The 23,955-nt window shown below is 38.7% G+C and carries 17 protein-coding genes; 12 read left to right on the forward strand and 5 right to left on the reverse strand.

Translation table 11 applies throughout. The features are described from left to right. Positions 1 to 42: 42 nt before the first annotated feature. Together ACFIMX_RS04400 and ACFIMX_RS04405 are read left to right on the forward strand one after the other, a co-directional pair. Positions 43 to 789 (forward strand): glutamine amidotransferase, encoded by a 747-nt coding sequence (locus ACFIMX_RS04400; protein ID WP_375606037.1) that lies wholly within the window; start codon positions 43 to 45, stop codon positions 787 to 789. Positions 790 to 1,586: 797 nt separating this feature from the next. Then, on the forward strand, positions 1,587 to 2,573 hold the full coding sequence (locus ACFIMX_RS04405; RefSeq protein WP_375694081.1) for a DUF2125 domain-containing protein: 987 nt from the start codon (positions 1,587 to 1,589) through the stop codon (positions 2,571 to 2,573). Positions 2,574 to 3,766: 1,193 nt separating this feature from the next. Here ACFIMX_RS04405 and ACFIMX_RS04410 read toward each other — a convergent pair. After that, on the reverse strand, positions 3,767 to 8,476 hold the full coding sequence (locus ACFIMX_RS04410; RefSeq protein ID WP_375694082.1) for an NAD-glutamate dehydrogenase: 4,710 nt from the start codon (positions 8,474 to 8,476) through the stop codon (positions 3,767 to 3,769). Between the two features lie 272 nt (positions 8,477 to 8,748). On the opposite strand from ACFIMX_RS04410, the gene ACFIMX_RS04415 reads away from it, so the two are divergent. From ACFIMX_RS04415 to rpsP, 4 genes are all read left to right on the forward strand, one after another. Next, the gene (locus ACFIMX_RS04415) at positions 8,749 to 9,405 is read left to right on the forward strand and encodes a carbonic anhydrase (RefSeq protein ID WP_375639832.1); all 657 of its coding nucleotides are present in this window, start codon (positions 8,749 to 8,751) and stop codon (positions 9,403 to 9,405) included. 230 nt (positions 9,406 to 9,635) lie between these two features. After that, positions 9,636 to 11,204: a signal recognition particle protein gene (gene ffh / locus ACFIMX_RS04420; protein WP_375618345.1), complete on the forward strand. Its 1,569-nt coding sequence runs from the start codon at positions 9,636 to 9,638 to the stop codon at positions 11,202 to 11,204. A 24-nt stretch (positions 11,205 to 11,228) separates the two neighbouring features. Next, entirely contained in the window at positions 11,229 to 11,558 is a 330-nt protein-coding gene (locus tag ACFIMX_RS04425) for a chorismate mutase (protein ID WP_375639831.1), read from the forward strand. A gap of 16 nt (positions 11,559 to 11,574) precedes the next feature. After that, entirely contained in the window at positions 11,575 to 11,949 is a 375-nt protein-coding gene (rpsP, locus tag ACFIMX_RS04430; protein WP_375612227.1) for a 30S ribosomal protein S16, read from the forward strand. Positions 11,950 to 12,084: 135 nt separating this feature from the next. Here rpsP and ACFIMX_RS04435 read toward each other — a convergent pair whose 3' ends face one another. Then, the gene (locus ACFIMX_RS04435; protein ID WP_375606032.1) at positions 12,085 to 12,300 is read right to left on the reverse strand and encodes a DUF1674 domain-containing protein; all 216 of its coding nucleotides are present in this window, start codon (positions 12,298 to 12,300) and stop codon (positions 12,085 to 12,087) included. An 83-nt stretch (positions 12,301 to 12,383) separates the two neighbouring features. On the opposite strand from ACFIMX_RS04435, the gene htpX reads away from it, so the two are divergent. From htpX to ACFIMX_RS04450, 3 genes are all read left to right on the forward strand, one after another. Then, complete coding sequence (gene htpX / locus ACFIMX_RS04440; RefSeq protein WP_375618320.1) at positions 12,384 to 13,430, forward strand: zinc metalloprotease HtpX; 1,047 nt, start codon at positions 12,384 to 12,386, stop codon at positions 13,428 to 13,430. Positions 13,431 to 13,477: 47 nt separating this feature from the next. Then, complete coding sequence (locus tag ACFIMX_RS04445; RefSeq protein WP_375639830.1) at positions 13,478 to 14,842, forward strand: RsmB/NOP family class I SAM-dependent RNA methyltransferase; 1,365 nt, start codon at positions 13,478 to 13,480, stop codon at positions 14,840 to 14,842. Positions 14,843 to 14,906: 64 nt separating this feature from the next. Next, the gene (locus tag ACFIMX_RS04450; RefSeq protein ID WP_375639829.1) at positions 14,907 to 16,652 is read left to right on the forward strand and encodes a heparinase II/III family protein; all 1,746 of its coding nucleotides are present in this window, start codon (positions 14,907 to 14,909) and stop codon (positions 16,650 to 16,652) included. Between the two features lie 920 nt (positions 16,653 to 17,572). Here ACFIMX_RS04450 and ACFIMX_RS04455 read toward each other — a convergent pair. The 3 genes from ACFIMX_RS04455 to ACFIMX_RS04465 all read right to left on the reverse strand — a co-directional run bounded on the left by ACFIMX_RS04455 (position 17,573) and on the right by ACFIMX_RS04465 (position 21,184). After that, entirely contained in the window at positions 17,573 to 17,725 is a 153-nt protein-coding gene (locus ACFIMX_RS04455) for a DUF1127 domain-containing protein (protein WP_273790070.1), read from the reverse strand. A gap of 364 nt (positions 17,726 to 18,089) precedes the next feature. After that, on the reverse strand, positions 18,090 to 19,709 hold the full coding sequence (gene purH, locus ACFIMX_RS04460) for a bifunctional phosphoribosylaminoimidazolecarboxamide formyltransferase/IMP cyclohydrolase (protein ID WP_375639827.1): 1,620 nt from the start codon (positions 19,707 to 19,709) through the stop codon (positions 18,090 to 18,092). Positions 19,710 to 20,401: 692 nt separating this feature from the next. Next, complete coding sequence (locus ACFIMX_RS04465) at positions 20,402 to 21,184, reverse strand: SURF1 family protein (RefSeq protein WP_375694083.1); 783 nt, start codon at positions 21,182 to 21,184, stop codon at positions 20,402 to 20,404. Positions 21,185 to 21,480: 296 nt separating this feature from the next. Between ACFIMX_RS04465 and rpmB the strand changes: the two genes are divergently transcribed. The 3 genes from rpmB to ACFIMX_RS04480 all read left to right on the forward strand — a co-directional run bounded on the left by rpmB (position 21,481) and on the right by ACFIMX_RS04480 (position 23,955). Then, a complete protein-coding gene (gene rpmB / locus ACFIMX_RS04470; protein WP_375694084.1) occupies positions 21,481 to 21,786 on the forward strand; it encodes a 50S ribosomal protein L28 in 306 nt (101 codons plus the stop codon). A 77-nt stretch (positions 21,787 to 21,863) separates the two neighbouring features. After that, positions 21,864 to 22,547, forward strand: a complete 684-nt coding sequence (locus ACFIMX_RS04475) for a VUT family protein (protein ID WP_375618314.1) — start codon at positions 21,864 to 21,866, stop codon at positions 22,545 to 22,547. A gap of 556 nt (positions 22,548 to 23,103) precedes the next feature. Further along, positions 23,104 to 23,955, forward strand: coding sequence for a DNA adenine methylase (locus ACFIMX_RS04480; RefSeq protein ID WP_375618313.1), 852 nt, complete (start codon positions 23,104 to 23,106; stop codon positions 23,953 to 23,955).

The raw sequence follows: 23,955 nt of genomic DNA on the forward strand, positions 1-23,955 counted from the left end.
AAAATAAAGTTTTGCTTGATAGCAGAGGTGATTGGTTAAAAAATGTTTTTAAATCAGAGATGTCTTGATAAAAAACAAAAAAATAACAAACCAAGGATTGCTGTCGTTATTCATCGGCGCTCTACTTATACTGGTCGTTTGGGAAAATTTTTACAACAAAATGGTTTTGTTCTTGATATTTATCGTCCTATTTTTGGACAAAAACTCCCTGATACATTAGAGCATTATGCCGGCGTTGTTATTTTAGGGGGACCGATGAGTGTGAATGACAGCGAAGCCTATATTGGTGAGGAAATTGATTGGATTTCGTTATCACTAAAGGAAAATAAGCCTTTTTTGGGTATTTGTCTTGGAGCACAAATGTTAGCGCGAAATCTAGGGGGGCGCGTTGGTACAAGAAGTGATGGGACTGTTGAAGTCGGCTGGTATCCACTAGAAGCAACCCCACAAGGGAAGGAATTGATGAATTGGCCAGAGATGGTCTACCATTTCCATGATGAAGGTATTTATGATTTACCGAAAGAGGCAATGCTTTTGGCAACAGGGAATACATATCCTACACAAGCTTTTCGTTATGGAAATAATGCATGGGGCTTGCAGTTTCATGCTGAATTTACACGCGCTATGATGCGGCGTTTGGTCGTGCGTTCGGCACATAAATTGACTGAAAAAGGTGCTCAACCTGCTTGTGCACATTTGAAAGGTCGTTTAATCTATGATCGAGCTTTGAGCCAATGGTTTGAAAGCGCATTACACCAGATTTTTTGTACACCGCCCGTACTTGTGTGATTATTGACAAAGCATTGATTTATATAGGTAATTCATGGTTTTGTATATTGAATGAGAACTCCGAATATAGTAAGGTTTTCTCATTCCAAATCTGTGTATGTTGACTCAATAAAAACTTCTTGCTTGCATGTCACAAGTAGGGCTGGTATGTGGGCAAAAACTGTATAAGAAAAGACTAAAAATGCTTCTTATGAACTGTCTTAAGTGTCAAGGGTTGTCGCAACATTTGGGGGCTAGCCAAATATAATGATGGTGCTGGCTTGGCTCCTCCATAAGCGTAAAGATGGGGGGCTCAATGGCTTTATCGTTAAGAGACACTATTCATTATCATTTTTGTTGTGCTGTAAAACAGTATGGTTTAAGGCAGAGGTAGAAAATCTATGTAAAACTTTACACATGAGGTGTTTTTTGTTAAGGGGTGTAATGGGTTTTTTTTAAGAAAATCTTGTTTATTAAGCTTATGAGATACTATACTTTAGAACGATGTATAGGGACTTCTTGAAGTGATCAGTAGATAAAATCCGATCGATTAAGAAGTTGGATTGTGTATAAACTGAACGTGGTTGGGAATCTTTATCCTTTTTAGGGTGGGGAGGAAGTTAAGAGATAAAGAAAGTTTGAATATTGTCTAAATCCTTTCAAATACCATCATCACAAAAAAGTTTTTCTTTGAGTTATTTAATTTGTGGGCTCTTTTGTTTTGCTCTGATATTTATTTATAGCGCACTCTGGTTTTTTTTTCACGTAAAATAGAAGACTATGTTTCTGATATATTCACAAAAGTATCTTCCCATAATATGGCGGCGGTATGTGAGAATGTGCACAAGGATGGTTATCCTTTAAGTGTCGGTGTTGTTTGTGACAAGTTTCAATTTTCTTGGCCTTTACATGGGGTTTCTTTATCGACGGGGCGTTTGACAGCTGGTGCACCAATTTACGCACCTCATTTGGTCGAGTTTAATGTTCATTCTCCTGCATTAATTGTTTTTTCCGAAAAAACTCCCATAGTATCGCATTGGCGCAATTTGGTGATTGAAACAGAGCCTTATTGGAAAACGGGTAAAACATTGAAATTTATAGCTGAAGGGCTTGAGATTTCATCTTTTTCCTCTTCCCCTGAAGATCAAAAGCTTCAAGAAGCATTAAGAGCACAAACGACAGATAAAAAAACGACACAAGAAAATATTGAAGATCCGGCATCTTTGCAAAATACGCATGACGTGATTATTCAGCCGTTAGAGCCAAAAGAAGCTTCCCAAAAAATAACGGCAGAATTTTTGCGTTTTGATCTAAAACATGAAAAGAATGATTTATCGGGACATATAACTTTTGACGGTTTTGATGCTTCTCCTTTTTTAAAACCTTCTTTTGTTGATATTCCTAAAATTGATGGCAATTTGAAATGGATTTTAAATGACATCTCTTTTCAGTCTGAAGATGAAGAAAAAAATTGGCAACAGCGACTGTATGGAAAAAGTGGACTTTTAAAGCAAGGTGAATTGACTTTTCATACAGGTGGTGCAGTGCGTATTAGTGGACCTTTTTCTTTTGATGATGAAGGATATTTGACAGCAAAATTTGAACTTGTCCTTATTCAGTCCATGAAGCTTCTTGACACTCTGCAGCGCTTATTTCCCGCGCAAGCCAATAATCTTCAAGTGTTATTTTTTATTTTGGGTGCTTTGCCTAAAAATGCGGACGGCGCTCCCGTTCTTTCCTTGCTCATTAACAATGGGTGGGTAAAACTGGGATTTTTAAAACTTGGTCGTCTTGCTCCACTTTAGGTGTTGTACCAAAGCCTTTTTTCATCTTTACTACCAAATTTCGACTTTTTCTGATTTTCACACTTTTTTGCAATTTTAGAGTGTTAAACATTTATTTTAACAAAATGCGTATTTAATGGTAAAAAAAAATAGCTATAAAAATAAAAAATTACCACCTATTCCTAATTCGTCCAACCTCTTTTCACTTAGTACAAAATCTTATGTCAAACTACATATAGCAACAGTGTTTGTATGGAAAAAGTGGCATTTTAAAGTATGCTGAATTGCCTTTTTATACAGGTGGTGTGGTTTTTGTTAGGAACCTTTTTCTTTATATATGGATTGAGCATATTGCATATATTTGTTTGGGTGTAACCTCTAAAAACAAGTAAATAGCCTAGTTGGAGGAAGATATGAAGTTGTAAAGGGGAAAATCAACATCCATCTTTACTGTCATTTTTTATTCGATTTTACGCATTTCAAAAGCAGTTACAGTTATATCTTTTAAATAATGGATTAAACTTATCCTTTTATTTCTGATATTTTTTAATGAAGCCATATGTCTTCCACGTAAAACAGAATATATTTGTATTGCATATTTACGTATTTATTAAAACAATATTTCTTAGTGCTTCTTATTTCACGATGTCGCCTATGAATGGTATAAGGATAAAGCCATTAAACACCACCATCTTTTCGGTTATGGAGTAATAAGCTAGGGGGCAACACCATCATATTATATTTGCTAACTCCCAATGTTACTGCAGCTTTTGGCACTTGGGGCGGTTTATGAGGGGCATTTTTAGTCCTTTCTTTATTGTTTTTATCTATTCGGCTTTCCCATTTGCAATATGCAAGGGGAAATGGGGTTAATTGACAGTAAAATTTGAATTTATTTTTTATTTTAAGTGCTCTGTCTAAAAATGCAGGATAGGGCTTCCGTTCTTCCCTTGCTGATTAGTCATAGATGGATAGAACGGAGCAAAAGCTTAGCTGTTTTGTACTGCTTTTTAGTTTGAAAGGTTTATGTTTTTAGGGTGAAAAATCAATCCTGTTGTTTTTTTGAAATTGTTGCAAACAATTCTATTGTGATAAATAGCGAGATTTTTATTTTTGGAACCTTGCCTAAAAATGCAAACTTCTGCTCTGTCTTAGTTGGTTTGTTGTGGTGGTGGGATAGAATGGGAGATTGAGAGGGCCGTTTTGTATTTTCTTTAGGTTTGAAAGCCAATATTTTGAAGTTGAGAAATCAATCCTGCTGCAAAAGTAAAACGAGAAATATTGAGATCATTTTCAATAAGGGCGCTAATGCGGTTTGTAATGTTGTGAATATGATCTTCTTCTGTTTTTTTCCAAGTGTCAAAAGGATCTTTTTTCTTTCCATAATTTTTGAGGATTTTCATAACGATTTGCCGAAAGCTTTCAGAAACATTTTCTTTGGCTTGGCTTAAAGCCATACTATCATAATAATCTACTACAGGGATTATACGACTTGCTTCGTTAATGCGGTTTATACGAATGATTTGCGCAAGTGAAAAGTAGATCTCTGCGGTTTTAATAAGATCACTGTTACTTCTTTTTGCAATTAAAGAAATATCACAGATTGTTGAAGCAGCTTCCAAGAGGGCTAATTGTTTCGCTAATGCTTTTGGTGCTCCCTCTTCGCTGTAGTGTAATGCTTTTTCTTCAATCTTTTGCTTAATATCGTTGTCGTGAGAATGCATAAGCTCTTTTTCAATAACGCTACGGGCTTGCTTTATTGTTTTTACAATTTCTTCTAATGGACGTGAGAGATCTATGTTGTGCAAACCCCAATTGGTTGTTTCAAAGAGCATTGGGGTCATTGTTGCGTAGAATTTATTTTGGACAAGGCCGGGTATTTTATTATCAAGCTTATCAATTTGCTCAGACAATTGAGGAATTTCGAAACCATCGCGGATGGCAATGAAAACGCGAATAATATTTTCAGTCTTTTGTTCTGTTGCATCGTGTAGTCTATTAACAAAAGTGGGGCCTCCACGATTTACAATATCGTTGGCAATCAGCGTTGCGATAATATTACGACGCAATTGATGGTTAATAACTTCCTTCTTAAAATTTTCTTGAATTTGGGTTGGAAAATAGTTCAGCAAGGCTGTATTGAAATAGTGATCATCAACAATGGGGCTATTAGCAATTTCTTCTTTTAAGGTCAATTTAGCATAGGCAAAAATAACGGCGAGTTCTGGACGGAGAAGACCTTTGCCTTGGGTTGTTCTTTGTCGTAAAATTTGCTCATCAGGGAGTATTTCAACTCTACGATCTAGAAGCTTTTTTTGTTCCAAATCGTGCATAAAGCGTATTTGATAGGGCAAATCAGTAGTGCTTTGGTTTTCCGCCAAAGAAAGCGCAAGGGGTTGTAGATAATTGTTGCGCAAGACGAGTTGCTCGACTTGAGGCGTCATTTTTTTCAAGAGCTTATTGCGATCTTCGCGGGTTAACGTTTTGGCACGTAGTGCTGATGCAAGAACAATTTTGAGATTGACCTCAATATCAGAACAATTCACACCAGCAGAATTGTCAATGGCATCCGTATTGCATCGACCACCATTTAAGACATATTCAATCCGTCCACGTTGTGTAACACCAAGATTAGCTCCTTCACCAATAATTTTTGCATGCACTTGTTCTCCGGTAATGCGTATTGCATCATTTGCGCGATCACCTACTTGGGCATCATTTTCTGTTGCAGCACGGATATAAGTACCAATGCCACCGAACCATAAAAGATCAACAGGGGCTTTGAGAAGAGCAGAGATAATTTCAAAGGGTGTTCCTGTTTGTTTTTCGAAACCAATGGCTTGTGCTGCTTCAGGTGAGAGAGTAATGGTTTTTTCTTTTCGTGAGAAGATACCACCGCCCTTTGATAATTTGGTTTTATCGTAATCCTGCCAGCTTGAGCGAGGCAGTCTGAAGAGACGCGTACGCTCTGCATAGCTTTCGTCTATGTTCGGATCTGGATCAATAAAGATATCGCGGTGATCAAAAGCGGCAATCAATTTTGTTTGTTTGGAAAGCAGCATTCCATTGCCAAAGACATCACCAGACATATCGCCAACACCGACACAGGTGAAGGGCGTTGTTTGAATATCGTGATTAAATGACTCTCTAAAATGTCTTTTGACGGCTTCCCATGCACCTTTAGCTGTAATACCAATGTCTTTGTGGTCGTAACCTGCTGAACCTCCAGAGGCAAAAGCATCATCAAGCCAAAAGTGGTTTGCTTGGCTGATGGCGTTGGCTGTATCAGAAAAAGTTGCTGTTCCTTTGTCTGCCGCAACAACAAAATAGGGGTCAGGGTCATCATGACAGATGACATTGTGGGGAGAACTTATTTTGCCGTTAATCAGATTGTCTGTAATGGAGAGCAAAGCTGTGATAAAGTCTGTATAAGCTTGTCGTGCTGCTTCTATGATGACAGCACGGTCATTTGTTTGGGGAAGCCGATGGGGATAGAATCCACCTTTTGCACCTGCAGGAACGATAACCGCATTTTTAACTTGTTGGGCTTTGACTAAGCTAAGCACTTCGGTGCGATAATCTAATGCACGGTCAGACCAACGAATTCCACCACGAGCGATAGGTCCAAAACGCAAATGGACCCCTTCAACTTCTGGTCCATAAACAAAAATTTCTCGGTAAGGGCGCGGTTCAGGCAAACCTTCAATCTGGCGCGGATTTAATTTGGTGGCTAAAATACGCCGTGGACTTCCATCAGGAAGAGGTGTAAAGGCATTCGTTCGTAAACTCGCCTCGATAAGGTTACAATAACGGCGTAAAATGAGATCATCGTCTAAACCAGAGACTTTCCGTAATTTTTCTTCAATGCGCTTTTGAATGACTTGTTGGTTTTTTTCCCGTTCTTTTTCTGTATGGCTTTGATGAAATTTTAAATGAAATAAAGCATAAAGATCTTGGGTAATGTCAGGATAAGCATTTAAAGTTTGGGCAACGCGATCTTGCGAATAAGGAATTCCAGCTTGTTGGAGATAGCGCCCATAATGGCGCAAAATAACAATTTCATGCCAATCAAGCTCAGCTGTCTGGGTGAGAGCATTAAAGCCGTCATTATCAGCATTTTGTGCCCAAATGGCTTCAAAGGTTTCGGCGTGTTTTTGACCGTCTTTTTCAAAATCGATACAGCGTTGGAAAGTACTTTCTAGCTGCATATCATGAAGATACACAGAGCGCCCATTGCCATCTGGTAATTCAAGGGTTTGTTCAGCAATAACGCGAAACCCCATGTTTTCAAGGAGTGGTACACGTTTGGAAAGGGCAAGTGCTTCATGGCGGTGAAAAAGCCGAAGAGAAATGCACTGTTTTTCTTTGTTTTGTGCGTGATAAAAGATCACGAAAAGGGGCTTTTCATCATGAAGACTTAGAATATGTCCGGCATCATTAATAGCGTCTTCAGCTGAAAATAAATCACGATAGCTGTTGGGGAATTCACTGGCTAGACGTGTTTGTTGCTCTGTTATTTTCTTGTTAAGAGCGATGGCTTGAACCCTGTCTTCCCAACTTCGTGCAATCGAACGTACATGTTGTTCAAGTGTGGAGCGCTCGTGAAGAGGAACAGTTTCATTTCCTTTGCGATGGATGATATAATAGACACGTATAAGAGTGCTTTCCAAAAATAGCGGATAAGATTCAAAAAAGTCACCTTTATAAAGCTCAACAAAATGTTCACCAACTTTTTCACGCAGGCTGCTGCTATATTGGTCACGCGGTACGTAGACCAGGATAGAAACAAAGCGTCCAAAAGAATCAGTGTGGGCAAGAACCCGTAAACGTGGGCGCTCATCTAATTGTAGAATAAGCTTAGTGTTTTCTGTCAATGTATCAACATCAGAGCGAAACATTTCATCTCTTGGATAGGTTTCTAAAGCACTGATGAGTGCTTTTCCTGAATAATCGGCATGATTGTGTCCAAGACGTTGAATAATAGTTCGGGCTTTTTCTTTTAAGAAAGGAATTTGCAAAATAGAACGTGTATAAGCTGAGGAGGTAAAAAGCCCTACAATGCGTAATTCTCCACAGAGTTGGTTTTCTTTATCAAAGATTTTAAGACCAATATAATCGAGCCAAACAGAACGGTGAATTTTGGAGCGGCTGTTCGCTTTTGTCACGATAAACAGATTATCGCTTTCCATGAAGGATAAAACTTCTTGAGGAGGTTCTTTCATGCTTTTATCGTCAATAATATGAATAGAAGCATCCGTGAGTATACCAAGTTCAATATTACTTGCTGTAAAGGATTTTAGGGGTTTTTGGTCTTTGATGAAGTTGTAAGTGCGCATACCAAGGAAAATGAAATTATCGTCCATTAGCCAGTGAAGAAACTCAATGGCTTTTTCGCCTTCTTGTTTGTAGTGCGGGGGAAGACTTATTTGGTAGGCATGAATATGCTTTTCAACTTCTTCAAGCATAGGTTTCCAGTCTTGTACAGCAGCATTAACCTGTTCAAGAACTAAGGTGAGTTCATTTTCAAGTTTTTGTATTTGCTGTTTGTTTAATGACTCGATGTGAATTTGCATCAGACTGATGCGTTTTCCAGAAGCACAATCAATAATGGGGTGTGCAATCAAATAGATATGGTTTTTGTGTTGATTGAAAACATTTAAAATAGAATCGAGAAGGAAGGGTTTGTTATCATTGACAAGCGTGATAACGGTTACAGGTCTGTTACTACGGGTTAAATTTTGTTCAAAGCAGATGGTGTTGTTTCCCGTCTGATGGAGATTAAAAGCTTTTACCGCGATGGCTGTGGCCTTTTTAAGTTCTTCATTTTCATAATAAGCAATATCTTCTTTATCGGTTTGGGCAAAAAGGATTTGTTCTATTTTATCTTGGGTGTTTTTTGTTTCTGTTTTTTTTTGTTGCAACACATTCACTCTCCCTTTTTGCTCTTAAGGGGTCTTTCTTCTCTTTTTAAAAGCAGACCATTATATTTTTTATATACTGTAACACCTTCTTTCTGAAGAAAATAGCTCTTTATTTGGAAAGAATGAGTTTGTTTTTGCTATTTTTAGTAATATTTTGTACTTTAAAGAAATATTTTGCTTCAAGGAAAGGGCATTTTTAGTATTTTGTATGTTAATAGTTTGTTTTTTAAACTATACAAAATGAAAGTAAAAAAAGAAGCAAAAGTAAAGAGAGAATGGCGCATTTACCAGAAAGACTTTTAAGTGGTTACCAAAACTTTATAAACAATCATTTTTTATATAAAATAGCAGATTATCAGCAATTGGTGATTGAGGGGCAGAAACCTGAAGTTTTGGTCATTGCTTGTTGTGATTCGCGTGCAGTACCAGAAATGATTTTTGATGCTAAGCCAGGGGAAATTTTCACTCTGCGCAACGTGGCGAATGTGGTTCCTCCTTTTTCTCCTGATGACCAATATCACGCAACATCAGCAGCTCTTGAATATGCTGTGCAATTGCTTGAGGTGAGACATATTGTCGTTTTTGGTCATGCCCATTGTGGAGGTATTCGTACTGCTCTTAATGAGACATATAAATCTTTATTATCAAATGATTTTATCGGTCAATGGATAAGTCTCTTAGCTCCAGCAGCAGAAATTGTTTTGAATAATAAGTCGTTGTCGTGGCCAGAAAAACAGACGGCATTAGAGCAGCTTTCTATTCGCTATTCGTTGAGAAATTTAGAGACGTTTCCGTGGATAAAACTTCGCAAAGATCAAGGTTTTTTGACATTGCATGGGGTTTGGTTTGATATCTCTAGCGGAAAATTATGGAGCATGGAACAGGAAACAGGTTGTTTTATGCGTGTTGAAGTTGAAAGTTTTGAAGTATAGTATTTGTTGTTTTTATTTCTTCGTATAAAAAGACATTTTATGATAAAACTTGACAAAGCTGGGGTTTTATTGTTTGAAGGAGCAAGCTTTCAGTGACAAAATTAACTTGGAGCCACCGACTGAGACCCCGGTTTAAGGGTATAAAGAGATCTCAGAGGTCAACATCCGACGGCGCGATGCGTTCTCGGATGCTATTTTGGTTTGTTTGTTATGCAACAATGAGGTAAATGATGTTTGAATCCTTGCAAGAGCGACTTGGTTCTATCCTGTCTCATTTGACGGGACGTGGCGCTTTATCGGATCAGGATGTTGTAGAGGCGCTACGTGAAATTCGTCGCGCTTTATTGGAAGCTGATGTTGCTCTTGATGTTGTGCGCTCTTTTACCGATAGAGTTCGGGAAAAAGCTGTTGGGGCCGAAATCGTTAAATCAATTAAACCAGGCCAAATGGTGGTTAAAATTGTTCATGATGAATTGGTTCATATTCTTGGAAATGAAAGCGTTCTGAGTGATTTAAATGCACCAGCTCCTGTTGTTATCATGATGACTGGTTTGCAAGGTTCGGGAAAAACAACCACAACAGCAAAGCTTGCAAAACGTTTTACTGATAAGCACAATAAAAAAGTTCTCATGGCGTCATTAGATACACGCCGTCCCGCTGCACAGGAACAATTGCGCCAATTGGGAGAGCAGGCAAAACTTGCAAGCTTGCCTATTATTGCGGGTCAGCTGCCCGTTGATATTGCATCACGTGCCGTGCAGGCTGCTAAATTGGGTGGTTATGACGTGCTTCTTCTTGACACCGCAGGACGTAATCATATTGATGAAGCTTTGATGCTCGAATTGGCTGAAATTAAAGCATGTTCCCTTCCTCATGAGATTATGTTGGTGGCTGATAGTTTGACGGGGCAAGATGCCGTTCATCTTGCTCGTTCTTTTGATGAGCGTGTAGGGATTACGGGGATTATTTTAACACGGATGGATAGTGATGGGCGTGGTGGCGCTGCTCTTTCTATGCGTGCTGTTACAGGTAAACCAATTAAAGCAATTGGAACTGGTGAAAAAATAGATGCTTTAGAAGAATTTCATCCCAGTCGTATTGCTGATCGTATTCTCGGAATGGGGGATATTGTTTCTTTGGTTGAAAAAGCTGCAGAAACAATGGATCACGAGAAAGCTGCTGCTTTTGCAAAAAAAATGCAAGCCGGAAAATTTGATCTGAATGATCTTGCAGAACAGTTGCAGAAAATGAAAAAACTGGGTGGAATGGGCGGTATTATGGGCATGTTGCCAGGAATGGGGAAGGTCAAAGAGCAGATTGCGGCTGCGGGGTTTGATGATCGTTTGTTTGATCGTCAATTGGCCATTATTTCATCTATGACACCGAAAGAGCGGGCGAATCCAGAGCTTTTAAAACATAGCCGCAAACAACGAATTTCTAAGGGGTCTGGTACGACAGCGGCTGATATTAATAAACTTTTGAAGATGTATCGCCAAATGGCTGATATGATGAAAGCTATGGGTGGTAAAGGAAAAAGTGGTTTTATGGGAAAAATGTTGGGAGGCCTTGGTTCCAAAATGGGTTTTGGTGGTATGGGAAACTTGGGAGGGGATTCTCCAGCTATGCCGGATTTGTCGGGATTGGATCCAAAGCAATTCTCAATGCTTCAAAAGCAAATTGAAAATGGTAATGGAGGGAAGCTCTTGCCCGGACTTCCTAAGCGTGGATCTACATTTCCTGGTCTTTCCAATGGCATTGTCGATGGGGGAAATTTTCCTCAGCATCCTAAGAAAAAATAAGATGTAAAGAGGGAAAGGAATATAATGCAGGAAACAGTATTAAACGAATTGGCACATTTACGAGCATCCATTGATAATTTTGATGCAACCTTGATTCATATCTTAGCAGAGCGGTTTCGTTGTACGAAAGCTGTTGGGCGCTTAAAAGCCCGTTATGATTTGCCTAAAGTAGATCCTCTGCGTGAGCAATATCAGGTAGCGCGTTTGCGGCAATTGGCTATAGATAGTCATCTTGATCCTGATTTTGCTGAAAGATTTTTAAAATTTATTATTAAAGAAGTTGTGAGTCATCATGAAGTTATTGCTGAAGAGCAAAAAACAAAAAAAGTCAATTTAAACGAAAGCCAGAGCTGACAATAGGAGATAAAATATGGCATTGAAAATTCGTTTGTCCCGTGGAGGTTCAAAAAAACGTCCTTACTATCATATCGTCGTTGCAGATGTTCGTAGTCCGCGCGATGGGCGGTTTCTTGAACGTGTTGGTGCATGGGATCCAATGTTGCCTAAAGATGGACCGAGGGTGAAACTTAATGAAGAACGTATCCAATATTGGCTTGGGCAAGGGGCTCAACCAACAGATCGCGTTTTACGGTTTTTAGATGCAGCTGGCTTGAAAAAGCGTCCAACTCGTAATAATCCACATAAAGGTGAACCGGGTAAAAAAGCACAAGAACGTATAGCAGCAGCAAAGCAAGCGGCAGAAGAAGCAGCGGCAGCGGCTGAAGCAGAATCTGCTACAGCATAAGAAGCATGGTTGTTTAATCAATGTGTTTTTAAAAGCTTTAGAAAAATAAATATTATCCGTTTTTGTCTATCAAAAACGGATTTTCTTTAAAAAGTTGCTTGTTTAAATCGCGCTGGTTTTTTTTAATCAATGGTTTTAAAAATCAATGGCGCGGCCTTTAATTTCCCAGTCTCCATAGCGGGAAGGGTCTTTGCCGCCGCGTCCGCCGTTTTCTAAAGGTTGTTCTTTTTTTGTTGCGCGTTTTCGTCTTTCTTCAGCTTCTTTAAGGGCGCGTTGTGCTGCGGGAGAAAGAGATTGCTGTTTAATGACAGTTGCATTTTTTTTGCTTGTTTTCTCATCTTTTTTATTCATTTTACACCTATTCCATTGAAGAAGCAGAAAGAAAACACCATCATATAGTATTAATTGACTTTTATCATGGAGTTTTTTGAGTAATGAATATAATGCGTACAGCTATGCTTTTGGCTTTTTTAACTGCTCTCTTTATGGGAGTTGGTTATCTTGTTGGAGGGGGTGGTGGCATGGTCATTGCTCTTTTAATGGCAAGTGGTTTAAACTTTTTTTCTTATTGGAATTCAGATAAAATCGTTTTACGCATGTACGGGGCGCGTGAAGTTGATCAGCATTCAGCACCAGTTTATTATAAGATTGTAAGCGATTTAGCTAAAAAAGCTTCTCTTCCTCAACCAAAAATTTATGTTATTGAGAATACACAGCCAAATGCTTTTGCGACGGGACGTAATCCGCAAAATGCAGCTGTTGCTGCAAGTACTGGGTTGTTAGAGCGGTTAAGCGCTGAGGAAATTGCCGGCGTTATGGCGCATGAGCTCGCACATATTGAGCATCGTGATACGTTAACAATGACTCTAACCGCAACGATTGCAGGGGCAATTTCAATGCTTGGTAATTTTGCTTTCTTTATGGGAGGACAGCGTAATTCTTCAGAAGATTCTCATGGCGCTGGGGCAATTGGAGGATTTATTGCATTGCTCGTGGCGCCTTTTGCAGCGATGCTGGTGCAAATGGCGATTAGCCGTACACGGGAATATGCTGCGGATCGTAGAGGGGCTGAAATATGTGGTAATCCTTTATGGTTGGCTTCGGCATTGCGTAAGATTGCTGATGGAGGACGTGGGGTATATAATGAAGAAGCAGAGCATAATCCAGCAACCGCGCATCTGTTTATTATTAATCCTTTGAGCGGTGAGGGAGCGGATAGTCTTTTTTCGACACATCCAGCAACTGCAAATCGTATCGCTGCTCTTTATCAGCAAGCAGAAGAGATGAAAGGGGCTCTTGCCAAAAGTGTGGGATGGAATAAAGAAGACGCTATACATGAAAAAAGCAGCGGGGTGAACTATGGAGATTTTCATAGTGGTCAGACTCATGCATTAGGTGAGCAAGAAAACAGTTCTTTTCAGCGTGTTACAAAACGTCCTTCTTGGCTTCGTTATGAAAATTCAAAAAGATCTGGTTCATAGAGTTATTGAGGGAGCTTTTGAGAAAATAGTGATATAAAGGTGGTGTTTTGAAACACAAAAAAGCGGGGCATGTGTCTGAAAAAAATGTTCCAGGATTAGCTGTTCGACAGGTGTGTGTGCGTCTTTTGGGGGCGGTAGTTGATAAGTATACGCCTCTGTCTGGTTTGACGGATAATGAACACGGACATCCACAATATTTGAAGCTTTCACAACGAGATCGTTTGTTATGTCGGGCTATTTTAACAGCTTCATTGCGTCATCGAGGGCAGATTATGGCGGCTCTCTCACGCTTTTTGGCGCGTCCTTTGCCTTCACAAGCACTTTCACTTCAGCATCTTTTGCATATCAGTGTTGCACAAATTCTTTATCTTGATATTCCCGATCATGCGGCTATTGATTTAGCTGTCCGTGTGGCGAAACTTGATCCTCGAATGCGCCGTTTTTCAGGGGTGGTGAATGCTCTTTTGCGCAATGTTACGCGTGAGGCAGAGCCTTTACGCCAACAAGTTCCTACCATTGAAGGTGTTCCAGCGTGGTTTGGACAGCTTTTAGTGTCAGCTTATGGAACAGAAAAGGCGCATAAGATTATCGCAATTCAAAGTGTGGAACCTCCTTTCGATTTGACAGTGAAATCTGATAGTGGTGGATGGGCTGAAAGGCTTGGCGGTGTGGTATTGCCCAATGGTTCTGTTCGATTGAAGCGTCTGGAGTGTTCTGTTTCTGATTTATCAGGCTATCGTGAAGGGTCTTGGTGGGTCCAAGATTTTGCAGCAGCTTTGCCTGCTTGTTTACTTGGGAATATTGAGGGTAAACGCGTTGCTGATCTTTGTGCGAGCCCTGGAGGAAAAACAGCACAATTGGCTTTGCAAGGGGCTGAGGTGACTGCAATTGAGCTTTCTGCTAACCGCATAAAGCGTTTAAAAGAAAATATGGAACGGCTTCATTTTTCAGTTCACATTTGGCAGGGCGATGTGAGAAATTTCTATCCCACACAGCTTTTTGATGTGGTTCTTCTTGATGCTCCTTGTTCTTCTACAGGAACAATCCGTCGTCATCCAGATATTTTATGGACGAAATCGAGGGAAAATATCGTCAAGTTAGCGGCGTTGCAATATGATTTGCTTGTCGCAGCAATTTCTTTGGTGAAGGTAGGGGGGCGGATTGTTTTTTCCAATTGTTCATTGGCAAGAGAAGAAGGTGAAGATCTTATTGAGAAAATTTTATCGACACGCAATGACATTGTTTTAGACCCTATTTATCCAGAGGAAATGGGAGCACTGGAACATTTGCTTTGTGGGGGGATGTTACGGACAACGCCTGCGGATTTTTGTCATAAAAATTTTGATGCTGAGAAAACCGTATTTTTAGGAATGGATGGTTTTTTTGCTGCGCGCTTACGAAAAATTGCTTAATTAACGCTTCATTTACAAAAATGGTCGAAATTGTATTTGATTCAGCATAAATGGAGATGAAATTTTGGCGGTTGCGGTAAAAGCTCCTCAGGTAAAAGTGGCAGCCTGTATCGATACGATACAGAATGTTATGCGGCGTTTATGGGTTGGACCATTGTTTCGTTGGCGATTTTCAGGGTTTCGTCCTCATAAAATTTTAGCGCATCCCATGGATTTGCATGTAGCTGATCCGATGATGGCGCATGAATTTTATCATGGTCGTTTTGCTTTTGCTGGTCATATTGTTCATTCTGGTGCTGTTTCGCCGTTTTCATTGGTTCCACCAACGCTAGAATGGGAAGCGGCTCTACATGATTTTCATTGGTTGCGCCATATGGAGGCAGCAGGAAGTGATTTAGCTTCTGCACATGCACGCTCTCTTTTAGAAGATTGGTTTGACCATGCTGGCAAGAAGGTAAAAGGGCTTGCTTGGAGTAGTCCTGTTGTGGCGCGGCGCTTGATTTCATGGATTTGTCATTCGAAAATGTTGTTAGAAGGGGCAAGTGAGCGGTTTGAAAAACGCTTTTTGCGTGCACTTGGTTTGCAATTTCGTTATTTGCGCGTAACAATTTGTAGTATGGAGCACAATGATCAACGTTTACAAGCAGCAGTAGCTTTGACATTCGCATCTCTTGCTTTGCCTGTTTCTGCGGCAGTGAAAAAAAAGGTACAAACCACACTTATAGAGGAGCTTTCCCGTCAAATCCTAGTTGATGGTGGGCATATTTCCCGTAGTCCTGTTATTTTGCTGAATTTGTTATCGGATTTATTGTCGTTACGGCATCTTTTTATGCGTAGCAATGAAACAGCACCCCGTATTTTGATTGATTCTGTTGAGCGTATGTTGCCAGCTTTACGATTCTTTATCCATGAGGATCAAACGTTGGCCCATTTTAATGGGGTTGGTCCCCTTGTATCGGAACGATTATCATCACTTTTGGAGCTTGATGAAACAGGAGGACATCCTTTTAGTTATGCCCGTTATTCAGGATTTCAGCGCTTAAAAGCCAATCAAACAACAGTGCTTGCAGATACAGGAAAGTTTCCACCCCGCTCTGTAGCACAGCAGGCTTGTTCGGGGTGTTTGTCTTTTGAAATGTCTTCACAAGGGCACCGTTTTATTATCAATACCGGTGTTAATCCTGATGGGCGGGAAGAGTATCGACATTTAGGGCGTGTTACTGCAGCACATTCAACAGCTACGCTTAATGATTGTTCAGTGGGTGCTTTTTATCATAAAAACAAAAATGGCGCGCCATTTTTGTTTGATGGACCAACAGATGTTCAAGTGTGCCGTATAGAGGATTCAGAGAAGACAGGTTTTATTGCGAGTCATAATGGTTATGTGCGACCCTTTAATCTTATTCATGAGCGTGGTCTTATTTTGGCGACAAATGGAGATACGATCGAAGGTTTTGATCGCTTTTTTATGCCAAGTAAAGGGAGAAAGAGACACAAGAGTGTGCAAAATGAACAAAATTATGTTGCTGTTCGATTTCATCTTCATCCACAAGTTGAAGTTAACTATGATGGCAAACGTGTGTGTTTAGCCGTAAAGAACGAGAACGTGAAGAGCGAACAAATATGGTATTTTATATCGCCTGACGCAGATATTTGTCTTGAAGATTCGATTGATTTTGCAGAATTAACAGGTCCACAACGGACACAACAGATTGTTTTATATTTTCGTCCTGCATTTCAGGAAAAAGTTCGTTGGCGTTTTATCCGTAAAGCGTTTGATAAAAAATTAGAACATTGTTCCAACCCATAGTATATTGCGTTTTATATTGCGTGTCGCAAAACATTATTGTTTATTGTGGTAATATTCTCAAAATTTGAAGATCATATCAATTTTATACACGAAGCATTTTTTGGGAGTATGGGTTGGATGTTTTTAGGCAAGGTTTGCTCATAGAATCTCATGAGGTGATGCTAAAGGGATTGGCTTCAGAAAAAAAGGTTTTTGAAAGACCCTTGTTGACAGATGAGTACTAGTTAAGGATTTTGATCCTTTAAAGATATGGAGAGAAAATTAAGCCGTTGCTTATCTTCGATAAGTTCTTAAGTGTGCTGTTGGGATCAATATTTCTCTCTGAGAGAGTTGCATTAATAGGATTACGCTCTTCACGAAAAACAGAGCACTATTGTATATTCACGGACTTATTTTAAAGAAAAATCCCTTAACGCTTCCAAGCCTATTTTGCGACGATGCCCGTGATGGGTATAACGGTAAATCCATTAAGCACCCTCATCTTTACGCTTATGAAGGAGCAGCTCGGCACTATCACACTATTGATCAGTGTCCAATGTTTGTAACAAGCTCTTGGCACTAGAGAGGGTTCATAAGAGGCATTTTTAGCCTTTTCTTAATAGCTTTTATCCATACAACTCCCCCCGCTTGTAACGTGCAGGCGAATGGTTTTGGTTGATTCAACATACATAGATTTGAAATGAGAGAAACTTACGGTATTCGGGGTTCTAATTTAATATGAATAACGCTAAATTATTATTACAAATCAAATGTTGTACATCACAGAAGCATTGAAAATTCGAGAAACAATACATTACAATGGCCAAGAAAAATAACCCTTCTGCTCTTTGTTATTATACTAAAAATGAAGTCATAATAACAAACCACAAAATGCGCACTTTTTTATAGCAAAGCATTCTCTCAAATATCTCAAACAATTTTCATAAAGATTTACGCGAATAACGTCGTGCAATTGAATCAATATCACCTCGACAAATTCCAAGATCGCTGAGTTCATATGTCGAAAGACGACTTAACGCATTAACGGTTCGACGATAACGGCGCCAATTACTATAAAAACGTAGAATATTCATATCCTCTACTCAAACTTTTCATTACACTCTTTAGTTTAAGAATAGAGTATATTACTAAAAAGAGTTGTGTTATAATATCATAGCAGGTATGCATCTACATAAAAGATAATGTCCCTTTAAGATTTTCCTCATGCGAAAGGGTAACCATTAAAAATATCAACAAGAACATCTTATTCTTAACCAATGGCTAAATTATGTGCATTGGTTAAATTATGTGCATTTTCTGCGGTGATAAACTTCTTCACGTGTAGATTCTTTGGATTGAATAACTGCTTCTATTTCAACAGTTATCAATAGTCATACGATAATTATGAAAAATTCCTTGAAACATTTGTCTCATACGAAAAGAAAAGCAGCAAAATTATTAATGGCGGAAGTGACGTGTTCCTGTAAAAACCATCGCTAACCCCTGTGCATCAGCAGCGGCGATAACTTCTTCATCACGCATGGAGCCTCCTGGTTGAATAACTGCTGTTGCCCCTGCTTCAGCTGCTGCTAATAAACCATCTACAAAAGGAAAAAATGCATCTGATGCAACAACAGATCCTTTTGTGAGAGTTTCTGTTAAGCCTGCTCTTTGCGCACTTTCTGCTGCTTTACTTGCAGCAATTTTGGCTGAATCGATGCGGCTCATTTGTCCGGCTCCAATTCCAACTGTTGCGCTATTTTTCGCGTACACAATAGCATTTGATTTAACGTGCTTTGCTACACGAAAAGCAAATTGAAGATCACGCATTTCATCTTGAGTTGGTGCCCGCTTTGTCACTACTTGCAATTTAAGATCATCGACTACCACGTTATCACGTGATTGCACTAAAATACCTCCTGCAAGTGTTTTCGCAAGAAGTCCTCCACAGCGTGGATCAGGAACTCCACCTGTAATGAGCAAACGAAGATTTTTTTTCTTGGCAATAATTTCACGTGCTGCCATTGTGGCATCAGGAGCAATAATCACTTCTGTGAAAATTTTAACAATCTCTTCAGCACATTCCTCATCAAGGGTTTGATTTAAAGCAACAATTCCACCAAATGCCGATACATTATCACACATAAGAGCTTTCAAATAAGCTTCTTTCAAATTTTCTCCTTCCGCAACACCACAAGGATTGGCATGTTTAATAAGAGCGACAGCAGCGGTTTTTTGCGGATCAAATTCTGCCACAAGTTCAAAGGCTGCATCTGTATCATTCAGATTGTTATAAGAAAGCGCTTTGCCTTGTAAAAGTTTTGCTGTTGCAATACCAAAACGTTTTTCATTATTGCGATAAAATGCTGCCTGTTGGTGTGGATTTTCTCCATAGCGCATAACGTTTTCAAGATGACCAGAAAAACTCTGCCACGATGGAGTTTCAATTTCTAAATCCCGTGCAAACCATGATGCTATTGCCGTATCATAAGCAGCGGTGTGTGCATAAGCGCGCATTGCTAGCTGATGACGCATAGATAAGCTTAAACATCCATTATGCTGCTTTAATTCAGCTAGAATCGAATCATAATTTTTTATCGCTGTTACAACACCGGTATAAGCATAATTTTTTGCACCGGCGCGAATCATCGCCGGTCCACCGATATCAATATTTTCAAGAATCGTTTGCCCATCAGCTCCCGAAAGGATCGTCTCTTCAAAAGGGTAAAGATTCACCACTAAAAGATCAATTCCATAAATGCTGTTCTTTTCCATAGCTTCCCTATGGCTAGGATCTTCTCTTACCCCTAACAAAGCACCATGAATCAAAGGATGGAGTGTTTTTACACGCCCATCCATTATCTCAGGAAATCCGGTAACTTCAGCAACATCTTTTACGGGTAAACCAGCCGCTATGAGGGTTTTGGCTGTTCCTCCTGTTGAAATCAATTCAACATTGTAAGTAGCATGAAGAGCTTGTGCAAAAGCAACCACACCCGTTTTATCAGACACAGAAAAGAGAACACGATGAACCCGATGAAGATCAGGTACGGGAAAATTTTTGGCAACAACACCCATAACAGCAGCCTTAAAAATGAAAGAGTTAAAATTCTAGTAAAACAAGCTTATACATTTATAGCATAAGCCTTTAGCAAAATACACTGAAAGGATAAACTGTCTTTTTAGAATATAGGATGACTCACCTTTTTCTATTATCCTGTAAAAACCTCTCATTTGAGGTGTGGTGATAGGTATAAAAGTCGCGTTGAGAAATTAAATGTTTTTTGTTGCTTATAATTCAATATCTCATCTTCATAGCAGTTGTGAAACAAAAAATGTATCCGTATGTTCTTTGCTATATTAGATGAAGGCGAAAGTATTGCGTATATCAATTGGAGTAATCTCTGAAATGGGAAACAATCTAATGAAGCAAGAATATAAAATTATAAAGGCAAAAATGAGTGCTCATCTTTTCTATTATTTTAAAATTTAGCTTTATATTTTTTAAAAGCGTTTATGACAATTCTTTTTAAGAGTGAAGATAATGCATTTCTTCACATTTTGGGGCATTACATCTTTAATGAATCAACCCTATTTTATGATGTTTTTTTGATAAGAGTGTCGCGTAAATCTTTTGTGGATGGTATAAAGTTCATTGTATGCCTATGATCTTTAATTTAACAAAGGCGCAAGTTGGTAGCTTTTATTCTCTTTATCAGTTTTCAAGATTCTAAAAATTTTTGTTACTTGAGATGGAAGAGGTATTTTTTTTAGTTTTTTTGCCGTAGCAGAAAAAGAAAAGCTCCTAACACACCAGCAGCTAAAATAAACCACGTGATTGCATAAACGAGGTGATTATTTCGAAAATGAATAATCGTAAGACCAACGACGGGAAGTTTTGCTTGTGGAGATGTTTTTCTGGCATCAATGAAATAAGGAGCAACAGTGGACAAACCAAGTTTTTGTGCCATAGCCGGGAGATCGCGCGTATACCATAAATTTTTGTCAGGATTATTTTTACGCGGGAAAAATCCATTTTTTTCACTCATGCGTAATAAACCTATAATTGTTGTTTGTTCTGTGTCCGTGGTAGAATTTTGCTGAGATGAGGCATTTGTATGCGATTGCTCTGAGTTTTGAAAATTGTTACGTTCATCCATGGGGATAAAGCCACGGTTGATAAAGATCAGTGTATTATCAGCAGTTTTTAAAGGAGTCAAAACCCAATAGCCTGTAGTATTTTGAGCGGCAGCAGTGACTAAAATATTTTTATCTGTTAAAAATTTTCCTGTGATAATAACAGGTTGATATTCATATTTTTCAAAAGTAACATCTGACCATTGATTTTTTGGAGGGGCTTTTATGGGGGGCAAATGAATGCGCTGATTGGTACTGGTGATAAGATTTGTTTTCCAGTTTAACCGTTGTACTTGCCATATACCTAATGCACTGAAGAGAAGAAAAAAACAAATACATAAAGTTCCAAATAAAAAAGCAGAAAAACGGCAAGAATTTCCCTGAAGCTTTGTCATGGGGGGCTCTTTTTTGCTCATGATTTGTGCTTCCTTTCGGGACAATAGGCTTTTATTCTAACATGGTATACATTAAAAAAAACATTTTGTACGCGTTTTGGTGGAATTTGCACGCCTTATTGAGGAAAAAGATGAAAAATGAGCCAACAAGAGATGAAAAAGGTTTTATAAAAGACTTGACCTTTTGTTGTCGACCCCCTATTAAAAAGAAACTTCCCAATGATGCCCGTTCAAGGTTGCATTGCGCGTGTTTTGCGTTCATTGTGTCCTTTGGGTATGGGGATTTGAAAGTTTCTTAGAGTTTAAGGGTGAAGTTTATGTCTCGTGCATGTGAATTGACAGGGAAGACGGTTCTGTATGGTAATAATGTTAGCCATGCGAATAATAAGACTCGGCGTCGTTTTTTACCAAATCTTTGCAATGTGACATTGATTTCAGAGGTGTTACAGCAAAGTTATCGCTTGCGTATTTCAGCAAGTGCATTGCGTTCTGTTGAGCACTGCGGTGGTCTTGATGGTTTTTTGATTAAAGCAGACGATAAAGAGTTGTCACAACGTGCGCGTTTGTTAAAACGCCAAATCGTTAAGAAAAAAGGTGAGCAGAAGGCTGAACAAGCAGCGTAATTTTCAGCGTTATTGTTTTTGGCTTTTTTCTTTTTGATCGCTCTGTTTTATTGGTTCCATATCCCAGGTTAAAAAAAATGTCTTCAAGCGGTCCTTTATTAGAACAGCAAAAGAAAAGGTATGTTGTTTTTTCTATTTTTGCAATGTGCCTTGCTGTCACGGCTTCTAATATTTTAGTTCAATATCCTGTCTATTGGTTTGATTTGAATGAGCTGTTGACTTATGGGGCTTTTACCTATCCATTTGCTTTTCTAATCAATGATTTGACCAATCGTTTTTATGGTCCATCTGCTGCGCGGCGTGTGGTTTATGCTGGTTTTTTTACGGGTGTCTTTGTTTCTTGGATATTGGCGACACCACGGCTTGCACTTGCTTCTAGTTTTGCATTTTTATTTGGGCAACTCCTTGATATTGTTGTTTTTACTCCTTTGCGACGTAAAACATGGTGGAAAGCACCTTTAGCAGCAGCGTTGGTTGGTTCAGCTTTGGATACAGTGCTGTTTTTTGCTCTTGCTTTTTCTAGCTCGTTTGCTGTTCTTGATAAGATAACAGGCTATGCTGATAGTTCACTAGTGGAGAGTACTGTTTTGGGAGGGATAGGCATGCCAGTTTGGCTATCGCTTGCTTTTGGTGATTTTTCGGTAAAAATTATTATGAGCCTGTTTATGTTGATTCCTTATGGAACAATTCTTAATATTGTAAAGCTTCCTCTTTATCAAAGTCCTTCAAAGGATGATTCTTCTTTTGTTTGTAACAAATAATGGTCTTTGTTCTTTTGTTTGGCTAAAGAAGAGGGGAGGGGAGTTCTGTCCTCTAAGGGCAGAGTTTAAGCGGATTTATAAGAGGTATTTTGATTCTTTTCTCAAGTTGTATTTATCCATACATCATCTATGCTTACGATGTGTAAGGAAATGGTTTTGACTGATTCAGTATGGGATAAGAACATCTTATCAGCATTAAAAACAGATAATAAAGCTCTTATAAAGGATCAAAAATGTTTTGTTAAGAGTTGTGATGTCTTACTTATGATTATTTGAGCTATAAGAAACTTGGTTCTTATAAAGGAAAAAACATTTCGATATACATTTGGGTAGTATATAAATAGAAAAATAAATACCAATGGTATCAAGTCTTTTTTGACAGTTTTAAAATTTGGTTATACTGATATTTATCATTATTTTAGTAACAAATGTTTGTGCAGATATGTTAATGAATTTACAATTTGTTATAATGCGATCTCTGTAGAATTTGGCAAACGCTTCGAGTGTTTATTTTAGATAATTGTAGGTTAGAAATGCGATACTTGGAGCTGATAGTATGAATAAAATGATAAATCAAACTGATCATACAGAGGCTTTATTTGATAATTTTGTATTAACTTCCTTGAAAAAACAGAGAGAGACTAGGGAGTTGCCTATTGTAAAATCACCTCTTCGTTATCCGGGAGGGAAAAGTCGTGCTGTTCCTATGATTATTAATAACTATATAAGGAAACAGAAAACTTTATGTTCTCCTTTTGTGGGAGGCGGTTCAATTGAATTAACCTTAGCAAAAAGAGGAACAAGGGTTTATGCTTATGATGCTTTTAAGCCGCTTGTTATTTTTTGGCAGATGCTTTTGAAAGATGCTTCAGCTCTTGCAGAAAAAGTGAGAGAATATGAAGATATGACTCCCGTAATGTTTTATAATCTCCAAAAAACTTTTGGGAATATTAAAAATCAATTAGAGATTGCTGCCGTTTTTTTTGTTCTTAATCGTTCTTCTTTTTCCGGAACGACACTTTCTGGTGGTATGTCTCCAGGACATCCCCGATTCAATTATCGTTCTATTGAACGGCTTAAAGATTTTAAGATTGAAAACTTCATAGTGGAACACAGAGATTTTACAGAAAGTATTCCTAAACACTCTAACGATTTTCTTTATTGTGATCCTCCGTACCTTATTAATCAAAAACTTTACGGTCACAAAGGCGATAAACATAATTCTTTTGATCATCAAGCTCTTGCTGAACTTTTGAGAAAGCGTCAAGGATGGGTTTTATCTTATAATGATTGTGTGGAAGTTAGAGAACTTTATAAAGGATATACAATACTTAATCCTGAATGGACTTACGGTATGGGAAACAATAAAAAATCAAATGAACTCGTAATTTTGAGTAAGGATCTTTAG

The sequence above is a fragment of the Bartonella sp. AD24XZML genome (genome assembly GCF_042196485.1).
Classification (GTDB): Bacteria; Pseudomonadota; Alphaproteobacteria; order Rhizobiales; family Rhizobiaceae; genus Bartonella.

Excerpts from the sequence above, each read along its gene's own strand:
- ACFIMX_RS04400 (WP_375606037.1), top strand. The coding sequence starts at position 43 with ATGTTTTTAAATCAGAGATGTCTTGATAAAAAACAAAAAAATAACAAA.
- ACFIMX_RS04405 (WP_375694081.1), top strand. The coding sequence starts at position 1,587 with ATGGCGGCGGTATGTGAGAATGTGCACAAGGATGGTTATCCTTTAAGT.
- ACFIMX_RS04415 (WP_375639832.1), top strand. The coding sequence starts at position 8,749 with ATGGCGCATTTACCAGAAAGACTTTTAAGTGGTTACCAAAACTTTATA.
- ffh (WP_375618345.1), top strand. The coding sequence starts at position 9,636 with ATGTTTGAATCCTTGCAAGAGCGACTTGGTTCTATCCTGTCTCATTTG.
- ACFIMX_RS04425 (WP_375639831.1), top strand. The coding sequence starts at position 11,229 with ATGCAGGAAACAGTATTAAACGAATTGGCACATTTACGAGCATCCATT.
- rpsP (WP_375612227.1), top strand. The coding sequence starts at position 11,575 with ATGGCATTGAAAATTCGTTTGTCCCGTGGAGGTTCAAAAAAACGTCCT.
- ACFIMX_RS04435 (WP_375606032.1), bottom strand. The coding sequence starts at position 12,300 with ATGAATAAAAAAGATGAGAAAACAAGCAAAAAAAATGCAACTGTCATT.
- htpX (WP_375618320.1), top strand. The coding sequence starts at position 12,384 with ATGAATATAATGCGTACAGCTATGCTTTTGGCTTTTTTAACTGCTCTC.
- ACFIMX_RS04455 (WP_273790070.1), bottom strand. The coding sequence starts at position 17,725 with ATGAATATTCTACGTTTTTATAGTAATTGGCGCCGTTATCGTCGAACC.
- purH (WP_375639827.1), bottom strand. The coding sequence starts at position 19,709 with ATGGGTGTTGTTGCCAAAAATTTTCCCGTACCTGATCTTCATCGGGTT.
- ACFIMX_RS04465 (WP_375694083.1), bottom strand. The coding sequence starts at position 21,184 with ATGAGCAAAAAAGAGCCCCCCATGACAAAGCTTCAGGGAAATTCTTGC.
- rpmB (WP_375694084.1), top strand. The coding sequence starts at position 21,481 with ATGTCTCGTGCATGTGAATTGACAGGGAAGACGGTTCTGTATGGTAAT.
- ACFIMX_RS04475 (WP_375618314.1), top strand. The coding sequence starts at position 21,864 with ATGTCTTCAAGCGGTCCTTTATTAGAACAGCAAAAGAAAAGGTATGTT.
- ACFIMX_RS04480 (WP_375618313.1), top strand. The coding sequence starts at position 23,104 with ATGAATAAAATGATAAATCAAACTGATCATACAGAGGCTTTATTTGAT.